Here is a 25,804-nt window from a genome sequence, read left to right on the forward strand (position 1 = left end):
ACCATGATTAACTACACCATCGACCGAAACGTCGCCATGCTGAGCTGGAACATGACCAGCTCGCCCATGAACGTGCTCAACGACGACTCCATTCCGGCGTTTGAGGCTGCATTGCAACGGGCTTACGACGACGCGGAGGTCAAAGGCATTATTGTTACGTCGGAGAAAAATGAATTCATCGCCGGCGCCGATCTGAAGATGATTCTTCGCAATAATGATAAAGAGCCGGGCGACATGTTGAAAGTCTCAGCGGAACTGAACCGGGTTTTCCGGGCCATCGAAACATCGGGCAAGCCGGTTGTCGCTGCCATCAACGGTACGGCGCTGGGCGGGGGGTACGAAGCCTGCCTGGCCTGTCACCACCGGATTGCGCTCGACAACCCGAAAGCCGTCATCGGTTTGCCCGAAGTAACGCTCGGTTTGCTGCCCGGCGGGGGCGGAACCCAGCGATTGCCCCGGATGCTCGGGATGGAAGCCGCCCTGCCGTTGTTGCTGGAAGGCAAACGCGTGAGCCCGAAAGAAGCCCTGGCCCTGGGTCTGGTGGATGAACTGGCAACCTCCCGCGACGAACTGCTGGAAAAAGCGTTTGCGTGGCTTTCCGCCAATCCCGAACCCTTGCAGCCGTGGGACGAGCGCGACCGCAAAACCGGTCGGATTGTCGGAAGAGAGCATTTCAAGGTGCCGGGTGGAGCGGTGCAAAGCCCAACGGGGGCGCGGGTTTTCAGTGCGGGAACAGCGATGCTGATGGAAAAAACGCGCGGAAACTACCCGGCACCCCTCGCCATCCTGTCGTGCGTTTACGAAGGCTTACAGGTGAACATCGACCGCGCGCTGGTGATCGAAGCCCGGTATTTTGTCCAGGTCGCGACCTCGAAAGTAGCCAAGGGGTTGATCCAGACGATGTTTCTGGGTTTGAACGAGGTCAACAAAGGCATCAGCCGTCCGAAGACGATTCCGCCGACGGACGTTAAAAAAGTGGGAATTCTGGGGGCTGGCATGATGGGGTCGGGCATTGCGTACGCAACCGCACTGGCCGGTATCGAAGCGGTTTTGAAAGATGTGTCGGTCGAAGCGGCCGAAAAAGGAAAAGCCTATTCGCGGACGGTTTTCAAAAAAGCCATCGAGCGCGGGAAAGGAACGCCCGAAAAGGCCGAAGCTACCTTGAGTCTGATCAAAACTACCGCCGAAGCCGAAGATTTGCGGGGCTGTGATCTCATTATTGAAGCGGTTTTTGAAAACCGTGATTTGAAAGCCCAGGTCACGAAAGAAGCTGAATCGATGCTGGTTGAATCGGGCGTTTTTGCGTCGAACACCTCGACCCTGCCGATCAGCGGGTTGGCGCAGGCATCGGCCAAACCCGAAAATTTTATCGGTCTGCATTTCTTTTCGCCGGTCGATAAGATGCAGTTGGTGGAGGTTATTGTGGGAAAACAAACGTCGGACTATGCGCTCGCTTTCGCCCTGGATTTTGTGAAAAAGATCCGCAAAACGCCGATTGTCGTCAACGACGCCCACGGTTTTTACACATCGCGGGTGTTTACGACCTATACCTCAGAAAGCATGGAACTGCTGAAAGAGGGCGTCAATCCGGTCTTGATCGAAAACGCGGGCAAAAATGCCGGGATGCCCGTGGGGCCGCTGGCGGTTTCTGACGAGGTTTCGCTGGATTTGATCAGCAAAATTTCCAGTCAGAGCATCCACGACGGCATGATGACCGACGACGATACGGTGCACCAGGTGGCCGGAAAATTTGTGGCTCTGGGCCGGTTGGGGAAAAAATCGAAAGCCGGTTTTTACGAGTATCCCGAAGGCGAAAAGAAATACCTCTGGCCGGGACTGTCGGAACTCTTTCCGCTGGCCGACCAACAGCCGACGGTTGACGAAGTTAAAACGCGGCTGTTGTACCGGCAGGTAATCGAAACCGTACGCTGTTTTGAAGAAGGCGTGATTCGAACCCAACTGGATGCCGACATTGGCTCCATTCTGGGCTGGGGTTTTCCGGCCTACACGGGCGGCACGTTGTCGTTTGTCGATTTTGTGGGCATAAGGAGCTTCGTGCAGGAAGCCGACCGGCTGGCCGATGCCTACGGAGAGCGGTTTCGCCCCACCCAAAAACTGCGCGACAAAGCCGAACAGGGAAACAGCCGTTTTGAACAGACCAATTAAATTATACACTTCACAATCATGCAGAAATCATACGGCCTTTTCCTAACCGGTTTTTTCCTCTCCGCCCTTGCGGTGGCCCAGCCGGTGGCTAAACTTCCCGAATCCAAACTCAGCCGCACCGAACTCGAAGCGCACATGCGCTTTCTGGCCGCCGACGAACTCCAGGGTCGCCGGACGGGCGATCCGGGCAATTTTGTGGCCGCCCGCTACCTTGCCGAACAATTTCGGACGCTGGGGCTAAAACCGGTGGCCGGGCAACCGGATTATTTTCAGAAAGTACCCTTTCTTCGGTCAAAACCGGCCGCTTACGCCCGACTGCAAATCGGCAGCGATTCGCTGCAACCGGGAAAACAGTTTGTGGTCATTGGCGGGAAGGAAACCAATCTGAAAGCGGAAACCGTGTACGTCGGCTATGGCCTTACGGAAACCGCCGACGGCTACAATGGACGGGATGTGAAGGGCAAAATCGTGGTGGCTCAGGTCGGTTCGCCGGAAGCCACCACCAACCGCGCCTTGCTGGCGGCTTCGGAACAGAAGCGGAAACTAGCTGCCAAGAAAGGAGCCGTAGGGCTGATAGAATTGTATACAAGCGGAACGTATCCGTGGCCGATTGTAACCCGTGCGTTTCAGGGTGAGCAAATGACACTGGCCACGTCCACCGAATTACCGACGCTGTTGCACCTTTGGGTTGATAACGGAAAAAACCAGTTGGCCGGACTGAAAGAGGCTACCCAAACGGTGACGGTTCAGACGTCGGGGCGTTCGCAACAGTTTGTCGATGCAGTGAATGTCGCGGGGGTTATTGAAGGAACGGATCCGAAATTGAAGGACGAATACGTGTTACTGTCGGCCCATTTCGATCATGTGGGTATTGGCAAACAGGGCGGTCAGCCGTATACGTCGGCGGACAGTATCTTCAACGGGGCGCGGGACAACGCTTTTGGAACCGTGGCGCTCCTGGCATCAGCGAAGGCCTTGCAGGCTCAGCGGCCCAAACGTTCGATTCTGATTCTGGCACTGACGGCCGAAGAAACGGGATTGCTGGGCAGTCGGTATTACGCTGAACACCCGCTGATCCCTTTGAAACAAACCATTTTCAACCTCAACAGCGATGGTGCAGGTTACAATGACACCACGCTCGTTTCGGTGGTAGGATTGGAGCGCACGGGTGCAAAAACCGAGATTGAAACCGCCAGCAAAGCGTTTGGACTGAGCGTTTTTGCCGATCCGGCCCCCGAACAAAACCTGTTCGACCGTTCCGATAATGTCAATTTTGCGGTGAAAGGTATCCCGGCCCCGACTTTCTCAGCCGGTTTTAAGAAATTCGATGAGGAACTTATGAAGTATTACCACCAGGCGGCCGACAACCCGGAGACGATAGACTTTGGGTATTTGCTCAAGTTCAGCCAGGCCTTTTCGTATGCCGCCCGGTTAATTGCCAACAGACCCGCCCGGCCGCAGTGGGTTGCCGGTGATAAATACGAAGCCGCTTCAAAAGCGTTATACGGACAGTGATATACGTATCCAAGGGCCGCACAGACGGCCCTTGGATACGGGCTTAATAATTTCGGCCAATGCCGAAGCTGTAACCGAGGGTAAGCGATACGGTTGAATTACCGAGCCAGGGCGATGGATTCGTTCTGACGTTCGTAAGGCCGAGGGTATACCGCGCATCGATCAGGAAACGCTGGCGATTTTTGACTTTGAAATTAGCCTGAAAACCAGCCGTTCCGCCCAGATCGAGGGGTTCAAACTCCTCATCGGTTTTCGCATCGGGGAAAGCCTGCCCCTGATAAATAGAATTCGTCCGTTTGGAGTTCAGCAAAATTCCCAAAGAGGGTCCGATGAACAGATTGGGGCGGAAATTACCGCTCAGATTCAGATAATACCGGGCAACCACCGGAATCTCCAGGTAATTGAGGTGTTGCGTATGGCTGCTTCGGTCGCTGGGCTGATCGTATTTACCACCCCGTTGTGAATACAGAATGTCTGCCGAAATACCAAAGTGATTGATCGAACTGTAGCTGACAAAGCCACCCGCCACTAAACCAACTTTGGCATTGTAATAACTGCTCTTGCCATACAGACTCGAGATATTGACACCCAGACGGGGGCCGGCACTCCAGCGTTGCTGAGCCAGCAGGGTAGACGAGCTGGTTACTAATAACATCATTCCCAATACTATACTTCTTCTCATTGTGCAATGTAATCGATTCATTCGCGTGAGGTGAGTTTGATTTGCATTCATTACAACTGTTCCTGTCATTAAATGTTTGACATTCTTTCGAAGGGCGCAAAGATAAAGGTTTCCGCAAACCGGTGCCGCTTTAAAGAGACCGAATCCACGGAACGAAAACGAGCATCGGTTGCACCGGTTTTCGGCGGTGCTTTTAAAAGGCAACGGATTTTAGCCGCTGGCATTGCTCATTTTCTCCGATAAAGCGTTGGCTTCGCGGATCACCTCCGCCGGATAAGCGTTCAGTTCCAGGATCCGAATGGCGTTCCGGGTCTTGAGATTGCCTTCCCGGAGCTTGAAATCAAAAGCAATTCGGTCTTCCTCCACGATTTCAGTAAAGTGGTATAGATCAAACGTATCTTTTAGATAATCAGTCAGTTCGATGTCGTGCGTAGAAACAAAAACCAGGTGCGGCCCTTTGTTCAGATAGGTCAGTACGGCTTTTCCGGCCGCGATCCGCTCGACAGTATTGGTTCCTTTGAAGAGTTCATCCAGCAGAAATAAGGTCTGGATTTCGGACTGACTTTCGTCGATCATTCCTTTAATGGTCAGCACTTCCTCGAAATAATAACTCTTCTCGCTGAGCAGATCGTCGGCGATGCGAATGGCAGACAAAATGCGCATCGGAGGTATCGTAAACGCATTGGCGAAACAGGTGTGAATGGTTTGGGCCAGAATACAATTGATCCCGATCGTTCGGATAAAGGTCGTTTTTCCCGACATGTTCGATCCGGTCAGCAAAACCGATTTATCGACTAGGGTGATGGAATTGGCAACAGGATTGGGAATCAGCGGATGATACAAATCCGTCGCGCTGAGTTTTTTCGCCTTCTCAGTGATTTCCGGCTGGCAATAGTGCGTTACGCCTTTCCGCAGCGAGGCAATGGACAGGGCCGTATCGATTCTGCCGACATACTGAAAAACCGCGTCGATCTGCGCCCTTTTCGCATCGATTTGGTGGAGTACCCGAAACAGCAACAGCGGTTCGATGAGAAACAAGGCTTTGACAAGTTCCGTAAGCACTTCCACGATCATGCCCACTTCACTCTGCAATTTGGACTCCAGTTTGAAGAAAGACATGGAATAGCCCATTTCATTGAGGGTTTCAATCGCCTGATCGACGTGATCAGTTTCCGGTTTTAACGCTTCGTGTTGGCGCAGGTCTTTCGCAACCTGATTTAAACGAAGCAGTTGCGGAATCGAGGCAATGTACTGGTATACATTATTTTTGTTCCAGTAATGAATGGCATAATTAATCGCCAAAACGCCAAATAACCCTAAAAAGGCGGGTGGGTAAAAAGGAAGCAACAGCAGCAGAAAAACGCTGATAAAAGGAAGCATCTTTACCACCCAAAACCAGTCGGGAGGCTGAAGATGGGATTTTAAAAACAGCGACGGAATGTAGTAGGCGTTCTGGTGTGAAAGGCTGGCGAGCTGAATTCCTGCATCCTGCCGTAATTCGCCATTGTTCTGAAAGGTTTTGATGAGACGTTCGAAGGACAGGTTTTTAGCCTCTAAAAAATCGATGGTTCGCAGCCTGGCATATAAATATTGCTGGCCCACTCTCGAAACCGTCCGGTCTACAAACATGAAAACCTCATCAAAGTCCAGGTCCTGATAGGTCTTTTCGGAAATCAGGTGATCCGTGCTTTCTTTCGGCCGGTTGGCGAAGAATTGCTCAATCCTGAAAAAATCGAAGGACTCTGATTTGGGTTTGCCGTAGGTCTCCTGTAGTTGCGCCTTTTTTTTGGATTGAAGCATGTCTTTTCCGGAGCAGGTGACCGGTTTGGGTAGAACATCAGTATGGCAAGTTACCGGGAATTTCCGCCGAAAACAGCCCCGCCGGTTAGACGGTTTCAGAACGCAATGTCCTGTTCTACAAACTGGATGAGTGGTTTGCCATTCCGGAAAGCCGGTTTCCAGCGCGGGCCTTCACGGATGAGCCGGACCGCTTCTTCATCGCAACCATAACCCAAGGATTGAACAATCGTGAACTGGCTGACCGAACCGTCGGCAGCGACCTGAAACCGGACGCGCACCGTGCCGGTAACGGTTTTCGCCTTCGCTTCTGGCGGCATCCGGCGGTTTTCTTCGACATAGGTTTTGAAGTTGGCAGGAGCGGAGGGAGGGGCCATTCCAGGAAGATTATTCCCGGCAACGGCACCCGTCAACTCGGTCTTCCGTTGAACAGAATACCCGGTTACAACGACTTCCGCCAGTTCCTGTGGATCTGGGCTCAGTTGAATAACGTTGGCAGGCAGATCACTTACCCGTACCTCCTGCTTCAAATAACCGATATAACTAATTTGTAGCGTATCACTTTTCTGTACCCGATCCATCCGAAAATGTCCCGTTGTATCGGTCGTGCTTCGGCGTTGGGAATTTTTAACGAGGATCGAAGCACCGGCCAGGGGCAGATTGGTTTCGTCAACGATCCGACCGCTTATGATCTGGCGTTGTATTACGTCAGGATTTACCCGGATGCGTTGTCTCGCAGGGGCGGGTATTGCTGATGGCTGAATGTTGTATAGAAGGCCCGGGTTTAATGCATTCGCGATTCGGTCATTCGTTAGAATCGTGAGGCTATCAGTTGACATCCTACTCTTTTGAGTTGGTAACGCGCTTTTCGGTGGTGCAACCTTTTTTGCAATCTGCTCCGAGTGAGGGATTTCAATAGGAACGACCCTTGGAGCATCTTCCTTTGAAGCTGAAATCTGAGGCTGGGGAACTGGCAAACCAACTACGTTCTCCGATTCTGGTTTTTCATGCCACCGCATATACAAACCAATACTTAACACAAGCACCACCGATGCTGCGGCTGCCGGGATCCAAACCGGCCATCGCCGGACTTTTTGGTCGCCGATGCGGTTTTGCAACCGTTCGCGCAACGCATTCGACGCCGTACTGAGCGCAACACCTTCCTGTTCAGCGGTTTCCAGCCCTTCCAGCGCGTCGGCATACAACGGATTTTCCAGCAACAGCCGTTCCACCCGGTGCTGGTCGGCAGCGGAAAGCGTACCGGCCCGGTAGTTGCGCAGGTCGTCGGCGGTCAGGAGGTCGTTATGTCGGTTGGCATCAGTCATGGATTGCGTCGGTGTTCCGGTCCAGGCAGATTTTCAGGTTACGCCGGCCATTTTGCAGATGGCTTTTCACGTGCTTGGGATCGTAGCCGGTCAGTTCGGCGATGTCGGCATAGGTTTTCTGGTTCAGGTAAAACAGAGAAATGCTGGTGCGTTGTTCCTCCGACAGCTTTTTCAGGCAATCGTCCAGTTGGTTCAACTTCATTTCCAGTTCCAGACCGTCGGTTTCAGGCCAAACCGTCAGCGGCATTGCTCTGATTTCGGTCTCGTCATTCACCTCTCCCGCGATCATTTTCCGTTGTCGCAAGTGCATTAGGCAATGGTTCCGGGCGGTCGAATGAAGCCAGCTTTTAAAGTTCTGAATCTCGTATTTCCGCAAATCCGTAATCAGTTGTTCAAATAACTGCATCACCGCGTCCTTGCTTTCGTCTTCGTCGCGCAAATACTTGTAACACACCGCATACACCAGGTCCATATACCGTTCGTACAACGCCCCAAGCAGTTCCAGATCGCCCGTAGCCTTATAAGCCGAAAGGTAATCGGCGTCGGTAATGGGTTTGGATTTTCGGAACTGCCTGAAAAACATATGCTGGATACGGCTGCCGTGCAACTTACAAAAAAAAGTTTCGGTGCCGTATGGAATTCAAAACCGGTTTGCATCCATAGGAGAAAAAAGACTCCTCAATTCCATACGACCATGCGCACTATTTTTTCAATTCTGATGCTCGGACTGCTCTTTGTATCGACCGTTCGATCCAGTCGCACCATTACGGGCCGCGTGACGGATGCTGTCACCAATCGACCACTGTCAGGCGTTCGTGTTTCATTCAAAGAGGCTTTGACCGGTACAACTACAAATTCCGATGGGTGTTATACCCTGACTATACCCGAAGGTCCACAAACGCTGGTATTTCAGTTAGTCGGTTATCAGAAAACCAACGTGAAGATCACCCGGCAAACCGTCATCGATGTAAAGTTGAACACCGACGTACGAACACTGGAAGAAGTTGTGATTGTCGGTTATCAAACGCATCAGAAACGGGATTTTACGGGAGCCGTCGGTCGGATCTCTGCCAGCCATTATTCAATGCCCGCAGCTCCACGTTTCAACACCGAAGATTACAGCAAAATTGATGAAACCGGCTTTCGAATGGCTCAGAGCCAGCCCGTTACCACGTTTTCGGTCGATGTAGACCGGGCTTCTTACGGCAACATCCGGCGGTTTTTGAACGGCGGAAACTTGCCGCCCAAAGATGCCGTCCGGATCGAGGAAATGGTCAATTACTTCGAATACGACGATCCGCAGCCGACCGGGACTGATCCGGTGGCGGTTAAAACCGAGTTGTCCGATTCACCCTGGAATCCGGGTTTGCAACTGCTTCGCATCGGGTTACAGGCCAAAAGCATTCCGACCGGCAACCTGCCTGCCTCCAACCTGGTTTTTCTGATCGACGTATCGGGTTCGATGGAATCTGACAACAAACTGCCGCTTGTCAAAACCGCGCTCGGCTTGCTGGTCGATCAACTCCGCCCGCAGGATCGGGTGGCGATTGTCGTGTATGCCGGAGCCGCCGGGCTGGTGCTGCCTTCGACGCCGGGGAATGAACCGCAAAAAATCAAGGATGCGATTAGTCAGTTATCAGCGGGAGGTTCCACGGCGGGGGGCGAAGGCATCCGGCTGGCGTACCAGATTGCGCAGGAAAATTTCCGGAAAGACGGCAATAACCGCGTGATTCTGGCCACCGACGGCGATTTCAACGTGGGCGTTTCGAGCGACGGCGACATGCAGAGGCTGGTGGAGGAAAAGCGGAAATCGGGCGTTTTTCTGAGTGTGCTGGGTTTCGGAATGGGTAATTACAAAGACAACAAACTGGAGGTATTATCAGACAAAGGCAACGGAAATTACGCGTACATCGACAATTTGCAGGAAGCGCAGAAAGTATTTGGCAAAGAGTTCGGGGGGACGCTGTTTACGGTTGCGAAAGATGTGAAACTCCAGTTGGAATTCAACCCGGCGCGGGTGCAGGGCTATCGGCTGATCGGCTACGAAAACCGGATGCTGAACAACGAAGATTTCCACGATGACAAAAAAGATGCCGGCGAAATGGGGTCGGGGCATACCGTAACGGCCTTGTACGAAATCATTCCGGCGGGCGTCGAAAGCCGGTATTTGCAGAAAGTGGATTCACTGAAATACCAGCGGCAGACGCCTTCGACGGCCCATCAGACGGAATTGCTGACGCTGAAAATCCGCTATAAAAAACCGGATGACGAAACCAGCCAGTTGATGAAGCAGGTCGTGATGAGCCAGCCGCAACCGTGGGATAACACCTCGGCCGACTTCCGCTTTGCAGCTTCCGTCGCTGAATTCGGGTTGCTGCTCCGCGACTCGGAATTTAAGGGGAAGGCGCAGTATAATCAGGTCGAAACACTGGCGAAACAGGCGCTGGGCCGTGACCCGGAAGGCTACCGGAGTGAATTTATTCGCCTGGTGAAACTGGCTCATTCTCTGTCGCATGGATCGGATGTGGCGAAGAAAACCGCCGAAAAATAAACGAACGTTCCAACGGTGTCTTCAAAACCGGGGTCATTCAACCGGTAACTACCACACTGTTTGTTTATTTTTCACGAAAAAGTACCCGTATGAAGTTTGTAAAATGGACGTTTGCCGCCATCTGGTTATTCATGGGCGCAGCTTGTCAGGATAGTGAAGTGGATCCCAATGGGCCGGTAACCTTGACCAACTCTGATTTTCGGACCAATACCGACGGCTGGGTTGCCGAAGTGACGGATTATTCGACGGCGCAGGAGGATATTATTGAGTTTCAGTCGGGCCACAAGGCATTGCCCGAGCCACTGGATGTCTCCAAAAAGTCGTTCATGATTTCGGGCCACAACCGCAGCGACGATCTGTTCATGTTTCTGAAAAAGAAAGTGACGGGTTTGAAGCCGAACCAGACGTATGCGATTGATTTTGAGGTGGAACTGGCGTCGCAATACGCCGACAAAAGCGTCGGGATTGGCGGTTCGCCGGGGGGCAGTGTCTACTTGAAAGCCGGAGTTTCGGCCACGGAACCGAAGAAAGTGAAGGAAGGCGACGACTACCGCCTGAACATCGACAAAGGCAACCAGGCTACGGGCAGCGATGCCGTGCCGGTGCTGGGCAACATTGGTGCCGGGGACGACGCAACGCAGTATAAACTCATCCAGCGCAGTACCACGCAACCGATTACGGCCAAAACCAACGGTGCCGGTGAGTTGTGGCTGCTGGTCGGCACGGACTCCGGTTTCGAAGGGCTGACGACCTTGTATTACAACACAATCAAAGTCGTGGCGGAGGTGAAGCCGGGCAATTGATTGTAGAGAGCGTTACAAAAGCCGCTCTGGTCTGAGGATCAGGGCGGTTTTTTGTTTCAAGCCTACCCGTTTTTAGTTGTAAAGAAACCGGTTGCGTAAGTGTTACTTTCCGGACTACAGGGCGTCTAATATAAGAAAAACCGAATGCGTATCGCGTCAAAACTAGTAAAACTAGCCTGGTTAACGGTGTTAATACTAACCTTGATCAGGTTGTTTCATTTGGGGTATGACTATGCCACGGAGCGCATCATTAGGTCTCGGGAAAAAACCGCTTTAAATAACGCTCAGGAAAATGACAACCATCACCAATTTATACAGGCTGATTAAACGCGACCTAAAGCGTGGACTAGACACTGATACATTAGATATCAAAACAATCTCTCTGTTAGTAATGGCTTTCTGTTTTTTCATTTTACTGGCAGGCCAACTGGCGTATTTCCTAGGCAGATATTATGGAAAATGTGCGTAGTGAGTTGCGAGCCGTAATGTACAGGTGTAGGATTTTAGGATTTCCTACTTGTGAATTTTTAATACCATTTATATGAAGCACCTAGATGCAGATACACAGAAGGACATTAATTTATTTCTCGGTATGATAGGGATGGGTATGGTTTCATTGGCGATTCTAAGGTGTTTTTTTGACATCGGGAAAGAGTTTGCCAAGTAAAAAAATCATTTTTTGCTCAATAGCAGACATGACCTCATTGAGAGGTGTCTATTACGGATACACTTTGAAAATTTTGTTAATGAATACATAAGACTGAAAAAGGTTAAGTAAAATTAAAATTACTCTGTATGTGAATTGTTAAAAAAGCCTTATATGTATAGATTAATAGATTTTTTTAATGAAATATTATACGTAGGTAAGAGTACTAAGGATAACTTTAAATCCGTATTTAGGGGATGGCTGCTTCATATTTTATTTGCTCTGTTTTCCGTTATTTTTATTATAATTGTTGATAGGGGAATCCTTCCCTGGCTCGGTGAGCCTTCCATTTACGCTACACATTATAAGATCGATGACCTTCTTAAAGAGATAGGACTTTTTTACGGCGTGATTCTGATTACGATTTTGATGCCAATTTTTGAAGAATTAGCCTTTAGATTATTTTTGAAACCCTCGGGTTTTACAATCGCTATTTCAGTAGCTTTATTACTTTTTTACTTCACAGGGGACGTTTACTATATTGATGGGATTTCTTACTACCTCAGAATCCTGGCTTGCCTGATCGTTTTTTTAATAATACGTCGCTTTGACAAGAAAGTTGTAGAAATTTATTCATCTGTAAGACCCTCCGGATGGATCATCGTTTCCTCTGTTATTTTCAGTCTGTCTCACCTTGGTAATTTTGATCCGATTAATTATCCGGTATGGTATCTATATCCCATCTACGTCCTGCCTCAATTTTTCATGGGCTTGATTGCTAGCACCATTCGGATTAACAACGGATTGATATGGTCCGTTTTGCTCCATATTCTGATTAATGGTTCCGTAGTCTGGCCTAAACTGATTACCCAGGATTAATCTGACAACCCCACCGTCCCCGTCATCACCTTTCCATCCAACTCCCAAACGCAGACGGCGGTTTTGCCCGTGACGGCCACACTGGGCATCTGGCCCTTTCCGACCGAAACTGCGGGCTCGGTCCCGGATTTTACCCAAACCGTCCCGGCATCGTCCCAGGCCAGGAGTGGCCCCGTTGGTCCGGCAGTGAGGGTGATGTTGCGACCGGTGGCAATGGCTTGCTCCGGTTCGCCGGGCTGGCAGGTATACAGCGTGTTTTCGCGTCGCCAGGCAGTGAAGGGTTGGCCCGCAGCCGAAACCGCCACGGCACCGCCGTCCATCGGGCAGGCTTTTAGTGGCCAGGTGCCGGTGCCCAGTTTTTGAGCCGGGGCATACGTTTTTCCGCCGTCGGTCGAGTGGGCCAGGTATAAATTCCGGGAGCCGTCGAGCCAGTTGCGGAACTGGACATACACGTCATTGTTTTTAGCCGCCATTGAAACCCGGCAGCATTCGCAAACCGTGCCGTCGGGGGAGCGGTAAATCACCTGATTGGCCGACCAGGTTCGGCCCCCGTCGCGGGAGGTGGTTCCTACAATCTTGTTCTTCTTATCGTCCCGAAGGTCGAGCCAGGCGGCATGAAAGACTCCGCGGGACGCCCCGGCAACGGCCTGAAAACCTTCTTTGGCAATCTGAGGCACATCATTCATGCGAACGGCGGATGACCACCGGCCCGTTGCCCGATCGAGGGAATAGGCAAAAAGATCACCCGCCCGGTTGACGGCACTGATGACGACGTACTGGGCCGTAACGGCGATTTGGGGACCTCGCTTGGCACCTGCTACCAGGTTTGGCAAAACCGCTACCACGGTGGGCCTACCGAATGACACGGTTTTGGGGGATGTGGTCGCGTAATAAATCGCCGAATCCTGGCCAAAAGTCAGATGCAGCTTGCCGCTGGGTTCGGCCACCACCACCGGCAAATGGCCGGGTGAGAGTGGATGACTGGAATCGGCGACCGGACCAGTCAGGAGAAGGGCAAACCCGTACAGCATCAAATAGAAAAAGGAGGGCATGGAATATAAAAATAAAGGATCAGGATTGAGGTAGCGAATTTAGCTAATAATTGGTAGGAAGCGTTTGCTTTTCCAGGGGAACCGAAAATTGGTATCTACTCCGCCAGTTTTGGGCTGGCATGATTTATGTACCATCAGATTTGTTACCAATCCGTGGATTTTATTGGTATAATCATGTTGATGGAGCAAATCCGCAGCTCACTTTTAGTTGCTTTGTCAAACAATAAAATGCGGCCTGTCTAAAAAGGACGGCTTTGGCATCGTAAATGGTTTTGGCACGATCAAGTATGGGCACTTGTATTTTGAAACTTTGGCATAAGTTCTGGTTCACCTGCGGATTGTTTTTCTGTGCGGTGGCTATCGGCTATGCGCAATCCGATACGCTGTTGCAGCAGGCAAACCGGCAGTATACCCTGAAAGCCTACGGGCGGGCCATTGAGATTTACACCCAATTATTGGCCGATTTGCCGGACAAGTTGACGGCTGAACAACGCACAACGGCCCAGGCTAATCTGGCCCATTCCTATCAACTGGCGGGTGATCTGAAAAAAGCCGAACGGGCTTACCAGGAGTTGACCACTGCAACCGAATTGACCGGAAACCAGATTGAAAGCTACCTTCACTATGCCCAGACCCTGGCGGCCAATGGCAAATACAGCGAGTCACAGAAGCAGTATGATCAATACACAAAACTGAAAGAAAAAGCCGTCCAGGCAGAATCCGCGCCGTTTTTAGACCCAGCAACGGGGGGGGGCGGCAAAAAAACACCGACTCGCTACCGGCTGGAAGTCCTCGCCCTCAACACCTCAGACGCTGAATTTAGTCCGATGTATTACCGGGACGGGCTGGTGTTCGTGTCCGGGAAAAAAGCCAGTGCCGCCATCGAAACGTCCGGGAAAGGCGGGGGAGGCAGTTATCTCGACCTCTTTTACGTCCAGGACCGGCAGCAGTTGAAGGCCACGCAGTTGATTAAAGCCGATGGCACGGTTTCGAAACCGGTGTCGATAAAGGCCCGCAAGGCCCAACAGTCCGGCGGCAATTCGCGCAGCCGCGCTTCGGCCAACGATTCCCGCACGATTGGCGGGTACGATGGTGGCATCAATATTTCGGAGGGATTGCGGTTTTCGAAAACCATTCAGCCTTTCAGCCGCGCGCTCAACAGCCGCTACCACGAAGGGCCGGTGACTTTTTTCAGCGACGGCTATCAGGTCGTTTTTACCCGGAACAACTACGATGGCCGACGGGTACGCCAAAGCACGGAAGGCGTGACGAACCTGAAACTGTATACGGCCGTTCAGCAAAACGGCACCTGGATCAATATTCAGGAATTACCGTTCAACAGCGACGATTATTCGGTCGGGCATCCGGCTCTGAGCAAAGACGACCGCTTGCTGTTTTTTGCTTCCGATATGCCGGGGGGCGTCGGCGGGACGGATTTGTACGTTGCCCGGAATGAAAATGGGAAGTGGTCGAAACCGGTCAATCTGGGGAAGGAAATCAATACGAAAGGCAACGATTTATTCCCGTTTATCGACGAAAGGGGCAATCTGTATTTTGCCTCCGACGGCCGAAAAGGGCTGGGCGGGCTCGATATTTACTACGCCCCGCTCGTCAATGGAACGCCGGTAGGACCGGTCGAACACCTTGATGCGCCGATCAATTCCGACCAGGATGATTTTGGGATAATTACCGACGGAAACCGCAAAGGCGGTTATTTCAGCACCAACCGGCAAAAAGGCAACGACGATATTTTCCGTTTTGTCCGGGAAAGTTCGCTCTACGGATGCCGGAACCTGACACTGCGGTTTTATAATGAAGTAACGAAGCAACCTATCGATAGTGTGCTGATCGACATAAAAGCCCGGGGCGAAGGGCGCAAAGACCGAACGGTGGTGACCAAAAAAGACGGGTTGGTGCAGTTGTGTCTGGAGTCCAACAACGATTTTATTTTTCGGGCTTCCAAAGATAGTTACGTGACCAGCACAGTTGGTTTCTCAACCAACTCACTCACCGACGATTCGCCCTCCCGGCTGGAAATTGCGCTGAATCAGCCCCCGAAAATTATTGATACCGTGCAGTATATACCGCTACCGGCGAATGACGGCTGGGATATCGTCGATTCTCAGAAAGCCAAAGTGCGAGGTATTGTCATGAGCGAAAAAGACCGGAAGCCGATTGAAGGCGTCACGGTCAATTTGAAAAACGACTGTGACGGCGCCATCCGGCAAATCACTACCGGCGTCGATGGCCGGTATGAATTTGAACTGACCGAAGGCTGCGACTACACCCTCAGTGCCTCAAAAGAACGGTATGGTACGAATACAAACCGGATTAAAAGACTGACAACCAGGGCGACAAACAAAGTGCTGTCGGCAGATTTGAACATGCTTCGCGTGGGCGACATTGTTCAGTTGAACAACATTTATTACGACCTCGACAAATGGACGATTCGGTCGGATGCTTCCAGGGAACTGGATAAGCTGGTGGCCACCATGCAGAAATACCCCTCGCTCACGGTCGAACTCCGATCCCACACCGACAGCCGGGGCGATGCGGTTTACAACCGGTATCTGTCGGCGCAGCGGGCCAATTCGGTGGTCAGTTACCTGGCGTCAAAAGGGATTAGCCGCAAACGAATGGTCGCGGCCGGTTATGGCGAATCGGTTCTGCTCAACAATTGCACCAATGAAGTGAATTGTACGGAAGCTGAGCACCAGCGAAACCGCCGGACCGAATTCAAAGTGTTGTCGATCAAGTGAAACCGGCATCCAGGCGGTTTGTTCGTAAAACAGGAAACAAAAAAGCCGCAGATTGCTCGTCTGCGGCTTTTCATGCTTAAAACTATTTTTTACTGCGTAATCAGCAGTCGTTTGATGAGTTGCTGTTCGCCGGATTTCAACTGGACGAAGTGAAGACCGGTTCCGCCCTGGCTCAAATCAACCGTTTGGTGCTGCACCTTACCATTGCCGATGACGGCCTGTTGCCACGTAACCCGACCCAGCACATCCACCACCTGCAGTTGGGCGGTTTTTTGAGCCGCCAGCCGGAAGCTGATGACCACCCGGCCGCTGCTGGGATTCGGGCTGACCGACAGATCCGAGGTAAATTCCGCCGTGGGAACCCCCTCACGGCCACCATTCGGGCAATTCAGGATTTTCGGTGACCATTTCAGGGTGAAATTCCCTCCCGGCACCCGGCCACTGATCGAGTGGTTCTGCCCATCCTTGAGCGAAGCCGGAACCGTGAAGCTATACCCGTGAATCCCGTTGCCTTTGTTAGCGTTCTTGAGATCCTGCCGGAAAATATTGGCATCGATCGCACCCACTACGGTGTTTCCATCCAGGAATTCAAGCGCAATCGGCGTGTTCGGGCGGTTGCGATCCCAAACCCAGCCCTGAATGCTGCTGCAATTGACCACATCGAGGTACCCTTCGTAACTGCCTGGTCCGCTGCCACCACTGGTGGGCGGGGGCGTTGTGCCTCCGCCGGTGTTGACCATCAGGGTTAGCGTGGTCGAAACCGGCGAATTCTGGCTGTCCTTGGCCGAGTAAGTCAGCGTAAAGGTGCCGCTGACGGTCGGTGTTCCGGAGATCACACGCGTATTGACATCGAAGTTGACGCCGTTGGGCAATCCCGTCAGGGTATAGGTCAGCGGATCGTTTTCGGCATCGGTAAAGACCGGCAGTGCGCTGGCCGTGAAGGCGACGCTAATGGTAGCCGACAGGGGCGCGATGCTCGCGGGGGGCACCGGTGCTGCATTCGTTGGGGTTCCTCCTCCGCCGACGGTCAGCGTCAGGGTGGTGGAAACCAGTGCGTGCTGGCTGTCCTTGGCCGAGTAGGTCAGTGTAAAGGTGCCGCTGACGGTCGGTGTTCCGGAGATCACACGCGTATTGACATCGAAGTTGACGCCGTTGGGCAATCCCGTCAGGGTATAGGTCAGCGGATCGTTTTCGGCATCGGTAAAGGCGGGCAATGCACTGGCCGTGAAGGCGACATTGATAGTCGCCGACAGACCTGAAACGGCCGGAGCTACCGGAGCCGCATTCGATGGCGTTCCGGAACCGACACATCGGATGGTTTTAGGAGCCCACTTGAGGGTAAATTCCGATCCCTGCACCCGCGCCCAGATCGTGTGATTCTGGCCGTCTTTGATCTCTTCCGGTATGGGGAAGTCGTACCAGTGTACCCCGTTTCCTTTGCCGGCGTCTTTCAGGTGTTGTTTAAAGACATCGGCCGCAATCGACCCGATGAGCCGACCCGTTGCAATCGAAGCACCATCAAAGAACTCGACGGTGACCACCCGGTTGACACTGGTACGGTCGTAGGCCCATCCTGAAAGCGTATTGCAATTGACTTCCTGTGTCAGGTATCCGTCGAAATTACCCGCCGGAGCCGGTGGGGGCGTGGTGCCGCCAGCCGCAACGGTCAGCATAATCGTCATGGTTTCCGTGACTTTTCCGTCATTGGCCGCATACGTCAATGAGAACGTACCCTGCTGCGTCGGTGTTCCGGAAATGACGCGGGTTCCGGCATTGAAACCCAATCCAGACGGCAACCCGGTGAGGGTATAGGTCAGCGGATCGGTATCGGTGAAAACCGGTAGGGTAGACGAATAGGCGACATTGGCGGTGGCCGACAGGGGCGAAACCGCCGGGGCTGCCGGAGGAACGTTGGCCGGTGGGCCTGCATTCGTGATGACGAAGGTCAACAGAGCCGAGGCCGTTTTTCCTTTGGGGTCCGTCACAATCAGGCTGGTCGTGAACGTTCCCAACGTGGTGGGTGATCCACTCAGGGTACGGCTTGCGGCCGAGTAGGTCAGACCCGGAACCGAACCGTTGAGCGCATAGGTCAATGCCCCGGCTTCGGGATCGGTAAACTCGGGAATGGTATACGTTGTCGCTACGCCGATTTCGCGGTTTTGAATCGCCAGCGTAGGGCCGGTCGGGGGTTGATTGGCTGGGTCATTCGGGAGCGGACTTCCGTCTCCTGGGCAGTTCAGCGTTTTCGGAGAACCCATCAATTCGTACGACGTTCCCTGAACCCGCATGCTAATGCTGTGGTTCTGCCCGTTTTTCAGCGTTGCCGGAATAATGAAAGAATAACCGTGTTGTCCGTTTCCTTTCCCTGCACTGACCAGGTCAGGCCGGGCCAGCGAAGCGGTAATAGTCGCAATGAGGTTGTCATCTTCCCGGATTTCAATGTTCACCGGCGTATTGGGCTGATTGGCATCCCAAACCCACCCAAAAATATCGCCATCGCAGTTGATTACATCCAGAAACCCTTCATACGCGCCAGTTGGCGGAGGAGTCGATGGATTGGCAACCGTCAGCGTCAGGGTGGTCGGAACCGGCGAATGCTGGCTGTCCTTTGCTGAGTAAGTCAGGACGAAGGTGCCGCTGACGGTCGGTGTTCCGGAGATGACGCGGGTTCCGGCATCGAAGTTGACGCCGTTGGGCAGTCCCGTCAGGGTATAGGTCAGCGGATCGTTTTCGGCATCGGTAAAGACCGGCAGCGCACTGGCCGTGAAGGCGGCATTGATGGTGGCCGACAGGGGCGCGATGCTTGCGGGGGCTACCGGGGCCGCGTTAACGGGTGGTGTTCCGGTTCCGACGCAATTAATCGTTTTGGGTGACCACATCAGCACATACGTTGACCCCTGAACGCGGCCCCAGATGGTGTGCGTCTGGTTGTCTTTCACACTTTCGGGAACGGTGAAAACGTAACCGTGGGCACCATTGCCTTTGTTGGCATTTTTCAGATCCTGACGGTAAACGTCGGCCGAAATGGAACCGATGGACACCGCGGTTGCGGCCGTGGCACCATCCAGAAACTCGACCGTGATCGGTGTATTGGGCTTGTCCCGGTCCCAGGCCCATCCCGAAAACGTCGAACAATTGACGCCATCCAGATAACCTTCAAAGTTTCCGGTCACCACGCCACCCGCAGAAACCACCAGCGAAATCGCCAGATCGGATTTTGACTGACTGTCACTGGCCGAATAAGTCAGGGCAAACGTTCCCTGCTGCGTCGGTGTTCCGCTAATCACCCGGGTTGACGGATTGAACGTGAGGTTGTTAGGCAGACCGGTCAGGGTATAAGTCAGGGGTTCGCTATCCGTGAAAACCGGTAGGGTATACGTATAGGGCACGTTCATAGTAGCCGCCAGTGCTGATACCGAGGGTTTTACCGGGGGCGGATTCACGGGTGTTCCGCCAGGCGCTACCACCAGGGTAATGGAAAGGTCGGTTTTATTCTGGCTGTCGGCGGCTGAGTACGTAATCGTAAAGGTTCCCTGTTGGGTGGGCGTTCCGGAGATCACGCGGGTTCCGCCATCGAAATTCAGCCCGGAGGGCAAGCCGGTCATGGTGTAGGTGAGCGGTTCGCTATCCGTGAAAGCCGGGAGCTGGCCGGAATTGTACGCTACACTAACCGTGGCCGCTAAGGGTGAAACCGATGGTTGGACCGGGGGCGGATTCACGGGGGTTCCCGTTCCTTCGCAGGTCAGGGTTTTGGGCGACCACATCAGCACGTACGTTGACCCCTGAACGCGGCCCCAGACGGTTTGTTGCTGGTTGGTTTTGATGCTGTTTGGTACCGTAAAACTGTAGCCATGCGCTCCATTTCCCTTTCCGGCATTCAGCAAATCCTGGCGGAAGTTACTGGCCACCGTGGTGCCGAATGAAGTGGCCGATTCGATCGACGGATTGGAACCGGTTGCAGCCAGAAATTCGACGGTATACGGTGCATTTGGGCTATCGTAATTGAATACCCAGCCCGAAATCGTGCTGCAATTGACGACATCCAGATACCCTTCAAAGTTGCCGGTAACCGTAGGGGGCGGGTTACCAGTGCCGGATGTATTGACTGTCAGCGTAACTGTCGTACTAACTGCGCTGCTCTTGCCATCCGTTGCGCTGTAGGTCAGGTTGTAGGAGGTAGCCTGGGTCGGCGTACCGCTGATGACGCGGGAGCTGGCATTGAAGTTCAACGTACCGGGCAGTCCGGTCAGGGTGTAGGTCAGGGCATCGCCGTCCGCATCGTTGAACGGCGGGAGCTGGCTCGACGTGTAGCTCGTGTTAACGGTGGCCGTCAGGGCTCCTACCGATGGGGCTGTCGGGGGCGAATTCGCCGGTGGCGTCGACGTTCCGGTGGTTGTGCCCGTTGCGGTGTTGCTATTGGCCGACACGTTGCCGGTCGGGTCGATGGCCCGAACGAAGAAATAATATTCCGTACCCGCCGTCAGTCCGGTTGCATTATAACTGGTGCCGGAATTGACGTCGCCAATTTTAACGTTGTTTCGATACACTTCGTAACTGGCTACGCTGGCATTATCCGTCGATGCGTTCCAGGTTAACCGCATGGAATTCTGCGTAATGTTGCTGAGTGCCAGAGACGTCGGAGCCGTTGGAGGTTGCTTATCGGCGGCATCGGAGACGACATTGAACGATTTTTCCACCGGACGGGCCGGTTTAAAACCGTCTCCTCCGTGTTGTGCGGCCCGAATGGTTACTTTGCCCAGGCGGCCCGTCAGAAACACTTTGCCTTCCGCAATTACTGCGGGTCCGGCAATGACGTAGAAAACAATGGGTTTTCCCGACGAAGCAGAGGCTGCCGGCGTGAAGGCTGCAGAATTAGGAGCCCGGTCGGCAATGTCGTTGAGTGTAATGGTTTGTGATGTCCCGGCACAGTCGGGGTAGATATACCGAATCGTCTCCGTTTTCAGACCACCCGCATCCGTCACTTCCAGTTTCACGCCGTACCAGAAGGTTAGGGTTCCATCGCAGCCAATCGGAGGCAGGGAAGCCGAAGAGGTCTGGCTGGTAGTTACAAAGTCATCGTGCTGGTGATCGTTGTGGAACAGCGAAACCGTCCATTTGTAACTCAACTGGTTGGCGGGGGTTTCATCGGTGATCACCGCCGACAGGTTGATGTTCCGGATTTCATCCAGGTTCATTTGGGTCAGCCCATCGATACTGGTGCTGACAATAACCGGTGCCGAATTGTTGGCGCTACTGACGGTGATCGCTTTGGTGGTCTGGTGGCTTTTTCCGTCAGGGTCCGTAACCGTCAGCTTGACGGTGTAGGTAGTCGAGGTCGAGGTGGTGGTAAAAGTATGTTCCGGGTTGGCGGAGGTGCTGCTGGTATTGTCGCCAAAATCCCAGGCGTAGGTCAGAGCTTTTCCTTCCGGATCGTAGGATGTGTTCCCGGTAAATTTAACCGTCAGGGGGCTTGATCCATTGCTTTTATCCGACAGAATGATGGCCACCGGCGGACTACCACCGGCCGATCCGTTGTAAATGACCCGGCGTACGCGCTCTCCCCCATCCTCCGGATAGCGCAGGTAATACATGTTTTTGTCAACCGGGTTGAAAGCGATGCAGGTAATGTACTGATACGAACTACCCCCATCCAGCAGTTTGGTCAGCGTTGCCGGTTGGGGCTGATTGTCGCTGTCAAAAGCCATTTTAGAAATCCATCCCCCGTTAAAATCGGCAAAATAATATGAGTTCTGGTATTCGGCCGGGTAGTTTCCGCCACCGGGGTGCCAACTACCGCCAATGGCACAATAACCCGGCAAAAGCCCCGCTGGTGTTGTATTGACATTGGTCAGGGTTCCGTTGTTGTTGACCTGCCCGGGTCCTGAACGCCAGGCAATCACCGGTTTGGTAAATGTTACACCCGCCGGTTTGTATTCAGTTTTGTTGTAGGCGCGCTTGGAAGCATATTGGCCTTCTTCAAAAGGCCAGCCGAAATTGGCACCTTTCTTCACCACATTGATTTCTTCCCAGTCCGTAAAGCCAACATCACCCACATACAAGGCACCCGGATTACCGGCGTTGATGTCGCCACTTCCCGTATTGGGGCGAACCGAAGACCGAAACGGCTGGCGAAGACCGGAAGCAAAAATCCGGCTTTTGATCGAACGCGGAGCACTGGGGTTATAGTCGGGATTGCCCGGCATACCGTCGCCATTTTCCGGATTGATCCGAAGAATTTTACCTGATAATGAATAATCGACCTGAGAACGGTAGCTGCCGATGTTTTCCGCAGCCGTAATAAACCCGTTCTGAATCGATTGGCTGTAATACGATTCAGAATACGATCCCTGGTCGAAGGCTGGCGCGGCTCCGTCACCGGTCGGAATCAGCAGCGAGCCATCTTCGCCCATCGTAATACCGCCCCCGGCATGTGAGCTGGAAGTCAGCGGAATACAGTCGCCGGGAACGCCTTTACTCGGGTTATTGGGGTCAGGTTCGCCAATCAGTACCTTACGGCTGTTGGCTTTGATCGATTTAAAGCCGTCATCTTTGTTGGCTTCGTAGCGGGTAACCCGGGCGTAGGTCCCCTGCCATTTGACGGAAGCATATTTGATGACATAGAATAAATAAAACCGGCCATTGGTCAGAAAGTTGTTATCCAGCGTCATCCCCAGCAACCCGTAATCATCATATCGTCCTATTTCAGACGATATATCCAGTAATTGCGTTTTCTGCTTCGTCTGAGGGTCTACCCGGGTAATCCGGCCATCGATTCCCCACACGTACATGGCCCCGTTTTTGTCGAAAGTGAAGCCAACAGCACCAGACAGATCACTGGCGTAAACTTCTTCTGAAAAGCCGGGCTTATACTGGCTGTAACCGTTCGAGATAAAAACAGTAACCAGTGTAAGGGCCAGGAGTAAGTTTTTGAGTTTAGTACAGAGGTTTGTCATACGTTAAAATTTACTTAAGTGTTGTCATTCAGCGCAGATCGTGCTTCACAATTGGGGTAAAATGAGATGGGAAAAATCCATTAAAGGCGATAAAAAGGAGTTAGCAGCGCTAAGTACTGTATATTTAGGCACTGAAATTTTGAATTTCAGATGAGAAACTGAATGGAAATATAAGAAAAATACAAATAAGTCCAATGTTAGTAGAAATCTAAATTTACTAAGCGGTAAACTTAATGTTTTGATAATCAGAATATCAGTAGCATAGCTGCGCGTCAATTGCTTTGATTAAATTATTAAAAGGTCATACTCGCTTTTGAATGATACGCTTCCCCAATGCCAAAATTAACATCGGTTTGCAGATCACGGAGAAACGGCCGGACGGCTTTCATAACCTTGAATCGTGCTTCTATCCGGTTCCGCTAAATGACCTGCTGGAAATCATTCCGGCTTCGAAAACGTCGTTTGAAATCAGTGGAACCGACATTCCGGGCGACCCCGCTTCCAACCTTTGTCTGCGGGCCTACGAACGTCTGAAGGTTGATTTTGAGTTGCCACCCGTTCAGATGTATTTGCACAAACTCATCCCGATCGGGGCGGGTCTGGGCGGAGGTTCGGCCGATGCCGCCTTTACGCTGCGTCTGCTGGACGAGCAGTTCAACCTGGCCTTGTCAATAGAGCAATTAGAAACGTATGCACGGCAGTTAGGCAGCGATTGTGCGTTTTTTATTCAGAATCGACCCTTGTATTGCTTCGAAAAGGGGGATCGCTTTCAGGATATTAACGTATCACTCCGTGGCTACACCATCGTACTGGTATATCCCAATCTGGCCATTTCAACGGCCGAAGCCTACGCCAACGTTCGACCCCAAAAGCCCCTTGCATCGCTGCGTGCGTTGTTGCAAAATCCGGTTGGAACCTGGCGAAATACCATTCGGAATGATTTTGAAACCAGCCTTTTTCCGGTCTATCCGATTCTGAATACAGTGAAACAAGAACTATACCAAGCGGGAGCTGTCTATGCCAGTATGAGTGGTTCGGGCTCCACTATTTACGGTATTTTCGAGCAAGCGGTATCGTTACCGGATTATTTTCATGACTACCAGGTCTGGCAGAAAACCATATGAGCGGTTATTGAAAACAAAAACGATGCTAAAGTAAAGAACCCGCCAGTTTGCACCGGCGGGTTCTTTACTTTAGCAGTAAGCTGATTTTTAGCGGCTAATTAGCAAGCGTCTGGTAACAATCTGTTTGGCAGTCTGCAACTGAATTAAGTACAGATTGGTTCCATCCGAACTCAGATCGACGGTTTCGCGCTCCGCTTTGCCCGTGCCAATGGTGGGTTTTTGCCAGATCGAACGACCCATCATATCCACCACCTGCAAATCGGCCCAGCGATCGGCTTCCACCATATACTTGATTTCGACCTTGCCCCGGCTGGGATTCGGGCTAACCGTGAGTTCCATGCTTAACTCGACGCGCTCGTCTATTCCCTGCCGACTGCCATTCGGGCAATTCAGGATTTTCGGCGACCATTTCAGGGTGAAATTCCCTCCCGGCACCCGGCCACTGATCGAGTGGTTCTGCCCATCCTTGAGCGAAGCCGGAACCGTAAAACTGTAGCCGTGAATCCCGTTGCCTTTTCCGGCGTTCTTCAGATCCTGCCGGAAAATATTGGCATCGACCGCACCCACTACGGTGTTTCCATCCAGGAATTCAAGCGCAATCGGCGTGTTCGGGCGGTTGCGATCCCAAATCCAGCCCTGAATGCTGCTGCAATTGACCACATCCAGGTAGCCTTCGTAATTGCCTGGTCCGCTGCCGCCACTGGTGGGGGGAGGAGTCGTGCCTCCGCCGGTGTTAACCGTCAGCGTCAGGGTGGTGGAAACCGGTGCGTGCTGGCTGTCTTTGGCCGAGTAGGTCAGTGTAAAGGTGCCGCTGACGGTCGGTGTTCCGGAGATCACACGCGTATTGACATCGAAGTTGACGCCGTTGGGCAATCCCGTCAGGGTATAGGTCAGCGGATCGTTTTCGGCATCGGTAAAGGCGGGCAATGCACTGGCCGTGAAAGCGGCATTGAGAGTCGCCGACAAGCCCGAAACCGCGGGCGCGACCGGCGCGGCATTGGCTGGCGGTGTTCCGCTTCCCACACAATTGATGATTTTCGGTGAATCCTTCAGCGTAAACTCGGACCCGACTACCCGTGCCCAGATGGTTTGATTCTGGCCATTTTTGAGGTTTTCCGGCATCGGGAAATCGAACCAGTGTATCCCGTTTCCTTTACCGGCATCCAGCAGGTGCTGTTTGAAAACATCGGCGGGAATAGAGCCTAACGATGTACCGGCGGCAATCGAAGCGCCGACGAAAATCTCGACCGTGACCACCGCATTGCCTTTGGCCCGTTCCCAGGCCCAACCCGAAATCGTGCTGCAACTGACCTCCTTCGCCAGATACCCGTCGAAATTACCCGCCGGTGCTGGTGGGGGCGTGGTGCCGCCAGCCGCAACGGTCAGCATAATCGTCATGGTTTCCGTGACTTTTCCGTCATTGGCCGCATAGGTTAAATTGAAAGTTCCCTGCTGGGTGGGTGTTCCGGAAATGACGCGGGTTCCGGCATTGAAACCGAGTCCTGATGGCAACCCGGTGAGGGTATAGGTCAGCGGATCGGTATCGGTGAAA

The 25,804-nt window shown here is 52.7% G+C and carries 14 protein-coding genes; 7 read left to right on the plus strand and 7 right to left on the minus strand.

Features of this window, described 5'->3' with window-relative positions:
- Nucleotides 1–3 precede the first annotated feature (3 nt).
- Together FH871_RS27965 and FH871_RS27970 are read left to right on the plus strand one after the other, a co-directional pair.
- On the plus strand, nt 4–2,166 hold the full coding sequence (locus FH871_RS27965; RefSeq protein ID WP_138994718.1) for a 3-hydroxyacyl-CoA dehydrogenase NAD-binding domain-containing protein: 2,163 nt from the start codon (nt 4–6) through the stop codon (nt 2,164–2,166).
- Nucleotides 2,167–2,184: 18 nt separating this feature from the next.
- Nucleotides 2,185–3,681: a M20/M25/M40 family metallo-hydrolase gene (locus tag FH871_RS27970; RefSeq protein WP_138994719.1), complete on the plus strand. Its 1,497-nt coding sequence runs from the start codon at nt 2,185–2,187 to the stop codon at nt 3,679–3,681.
- 43 nt (nt 3,682–3,724) lie between these two features.
- On the opposite strand, the gene FH871_RS27975 is transcribed toward FH871_RS27970, so the two are convergent.
- From FH871_RS27975 to FH871_RS27990, 4 genes are all read right to left on the minus strand, one after another.
- Nucleotides 3,725–4,363 carry a porin family protein gene (locus FH871_RS27975; protein WP_229317658.1) on the minus strand — a complete coding sequence of 213 codons (639 nt, stop codon included), beginning with the start codon at nt 4,361–4,363 and terminating at the stop codon, nt 3,725–3,727.
- A gap of 210 nt (nt 4,364–4,573) precedes the next feature.
- On the minus strand, nt 4,574–6,163 hold the full coding sequence (locus tag FH871_RS27980; RefSeq protein ID WP_138994720.1) for a DNA mismatch repair protein MutS: 1,590 nt from the start codon (nt 6,161–6,163) through the stop codon (nt 4,574–4,576).
- Nucleotides 6,164–6,258: 95 nt separating this feature from the next.
- The gene (locus tag FH871_RS27985; RefSeq protein ID WP_138994721.1) at nt 6,259–7,485 is read right to left on the minus strand and encodes an energy transducer TonB; all 1,227 of its coding nucleotides are present in this window, start codon (nt 7,483–7,485) and stop codon (nt 6,259–6,261) included.
- Nucleotides 7,478–8,068 carry an RNA polymerase sigma factor gene (locus FH871_RS27990; RefSeq protein ID WP_138994722.1) on the minus strand — a complete coding sequence of 197 codons (591 nt, stop codon included), beginning with the start codon at nt 8,066–8,068 and terminating at the stop codon, nt 7,478–7,480. The genes FH871_RS27985 and FH871_RS27990 overlap by 8 nt, the downstream gene beginning before the upstream one ends.
- A gap of 111 nt (nt 8,069–8,179) precedes the next feature.
- On the opposite strand from FH871_RS27990, the gene FH871_RS27995 reads away from it, so the two are divergent.
- From FH871_RS27995 to FH871_RS28005, 3 genes are all read left to right on the plus strand, one after another.
- Nucleotides 8,180–10,036, plus strand: a complete 1,857-nt coding sequence (locus FH871_RS27995; protein ID WP_138994723.1) for a VWA domain-containing protein — start codon at nt 8,180–8,182, stop codon at nt 10,034–10,036.
- Between the two features lie 89 nt (nt 10,037–10,125).
- A complete protein-coding gene (locus FH871_RS28000; RefSeq protein WP_138994724.1) occupies nt 10,126–10,839 on the plus strand; it encodes a hypothetical protein in 714 nt (237 codons plus the stop codon).
- Between the two features lie 820 nt (nt 10,840–11,659).
- A complete protein-coding gene (locus tag FH871_RS28005; RefSeq protein WP_138994725.1) occupies nt 11,660–12,364 on the plus strand; it encodes a CPBP family glutamic-type intramembrane protease in 705 nt (234 codons plus the stop codon).
- On the opposite strand, the gene FH871_RS28010 is transcribed toward FH871_RS28005, so the two are convergent.
- Nucleotides 12,361–13,416, minus strand: a complete 1,056-nt coding sequence (locus FH871_RS28010) for a sialidase family protein (RefSeq protein ID WP_229317659.1) — start codon at nt 13,414–13,416, stop codon at nt 12,361–12,363. The two genes, FH871_RS28005 and FH871_RS28010, sit on opposite strands and share 4 nt — an antisense overlap.
- Nucleotides 13,417–13,769: 353 nt before the next feature.
- Here FH871_RS28010 and FH871_RS28015 point away from each other — a divergent pair, with 353 nt between their 5' ends.
- Complete coding sequence (locus FH871_RS28015; RefSeq protein ID WP_229317662.1) at nt 13,770–16,175, plus strand: OmpA family protein; 2,406 nt, start codon at nt 13,770–13,772, stop codon at nt 16,173–16,175.
- An 89-nt stretch (nt 16,176–16,264) separates the two neighbouring features.
- Here FH871_RS28015 and FH871_RS28020 read toward each other — a convergent pair whose 3' ends face one another.
- Nucleotides 16,265–23,128 (minus strand): putative Ig domain-containing protein, encoded by a 6,864-nt coding sequence (locus FH871_RS28020; RefSeq protein ID WP_138994727.1) that lies wholly within the window; start codon nt 23,126–23,128, stop codon nt 16,265–16,267.
- Nucleotides 23,129–23,445: 317 nt separating this feature from the next.
- On the opposite strand from FH871_RS28020, the gene ispE reads away from it, so the two are divergent.
- Nucleotides 23,446–24,252, plus strand: coding sequence for a 4-(cytidine 5'-diphospho)-2-C-methyl-D-erythritol kinase (gene ispE, locus FH871_RS28025; RefSeq protein ID WP_138994728.1), 807 nt, complete (start codon nt 23,446–23,448; stop codon nt 24,250–24,252).
- Nucleotides 24,253–24,339: 87 nt separating this feature from the next.
- Here ispE and FH871_RS28030 read toward each other — a convergent pair.
- The coding region (locus tag FH871_RS28030; protein WP_138994729.1) for a putative Ig domain-containing protein at nt 24,340–25,804 on the minus strand (1,465 nt) is incomplete at its 5' end.

The organism is Larkinella sp. C7 (genome assembly GCF_006149005.1).
Taxonomy (GTDB): Bacteria; Bacteroidota; Bacteroidia; order Cytophagales; family Spirosomataceae; genus Larkinella.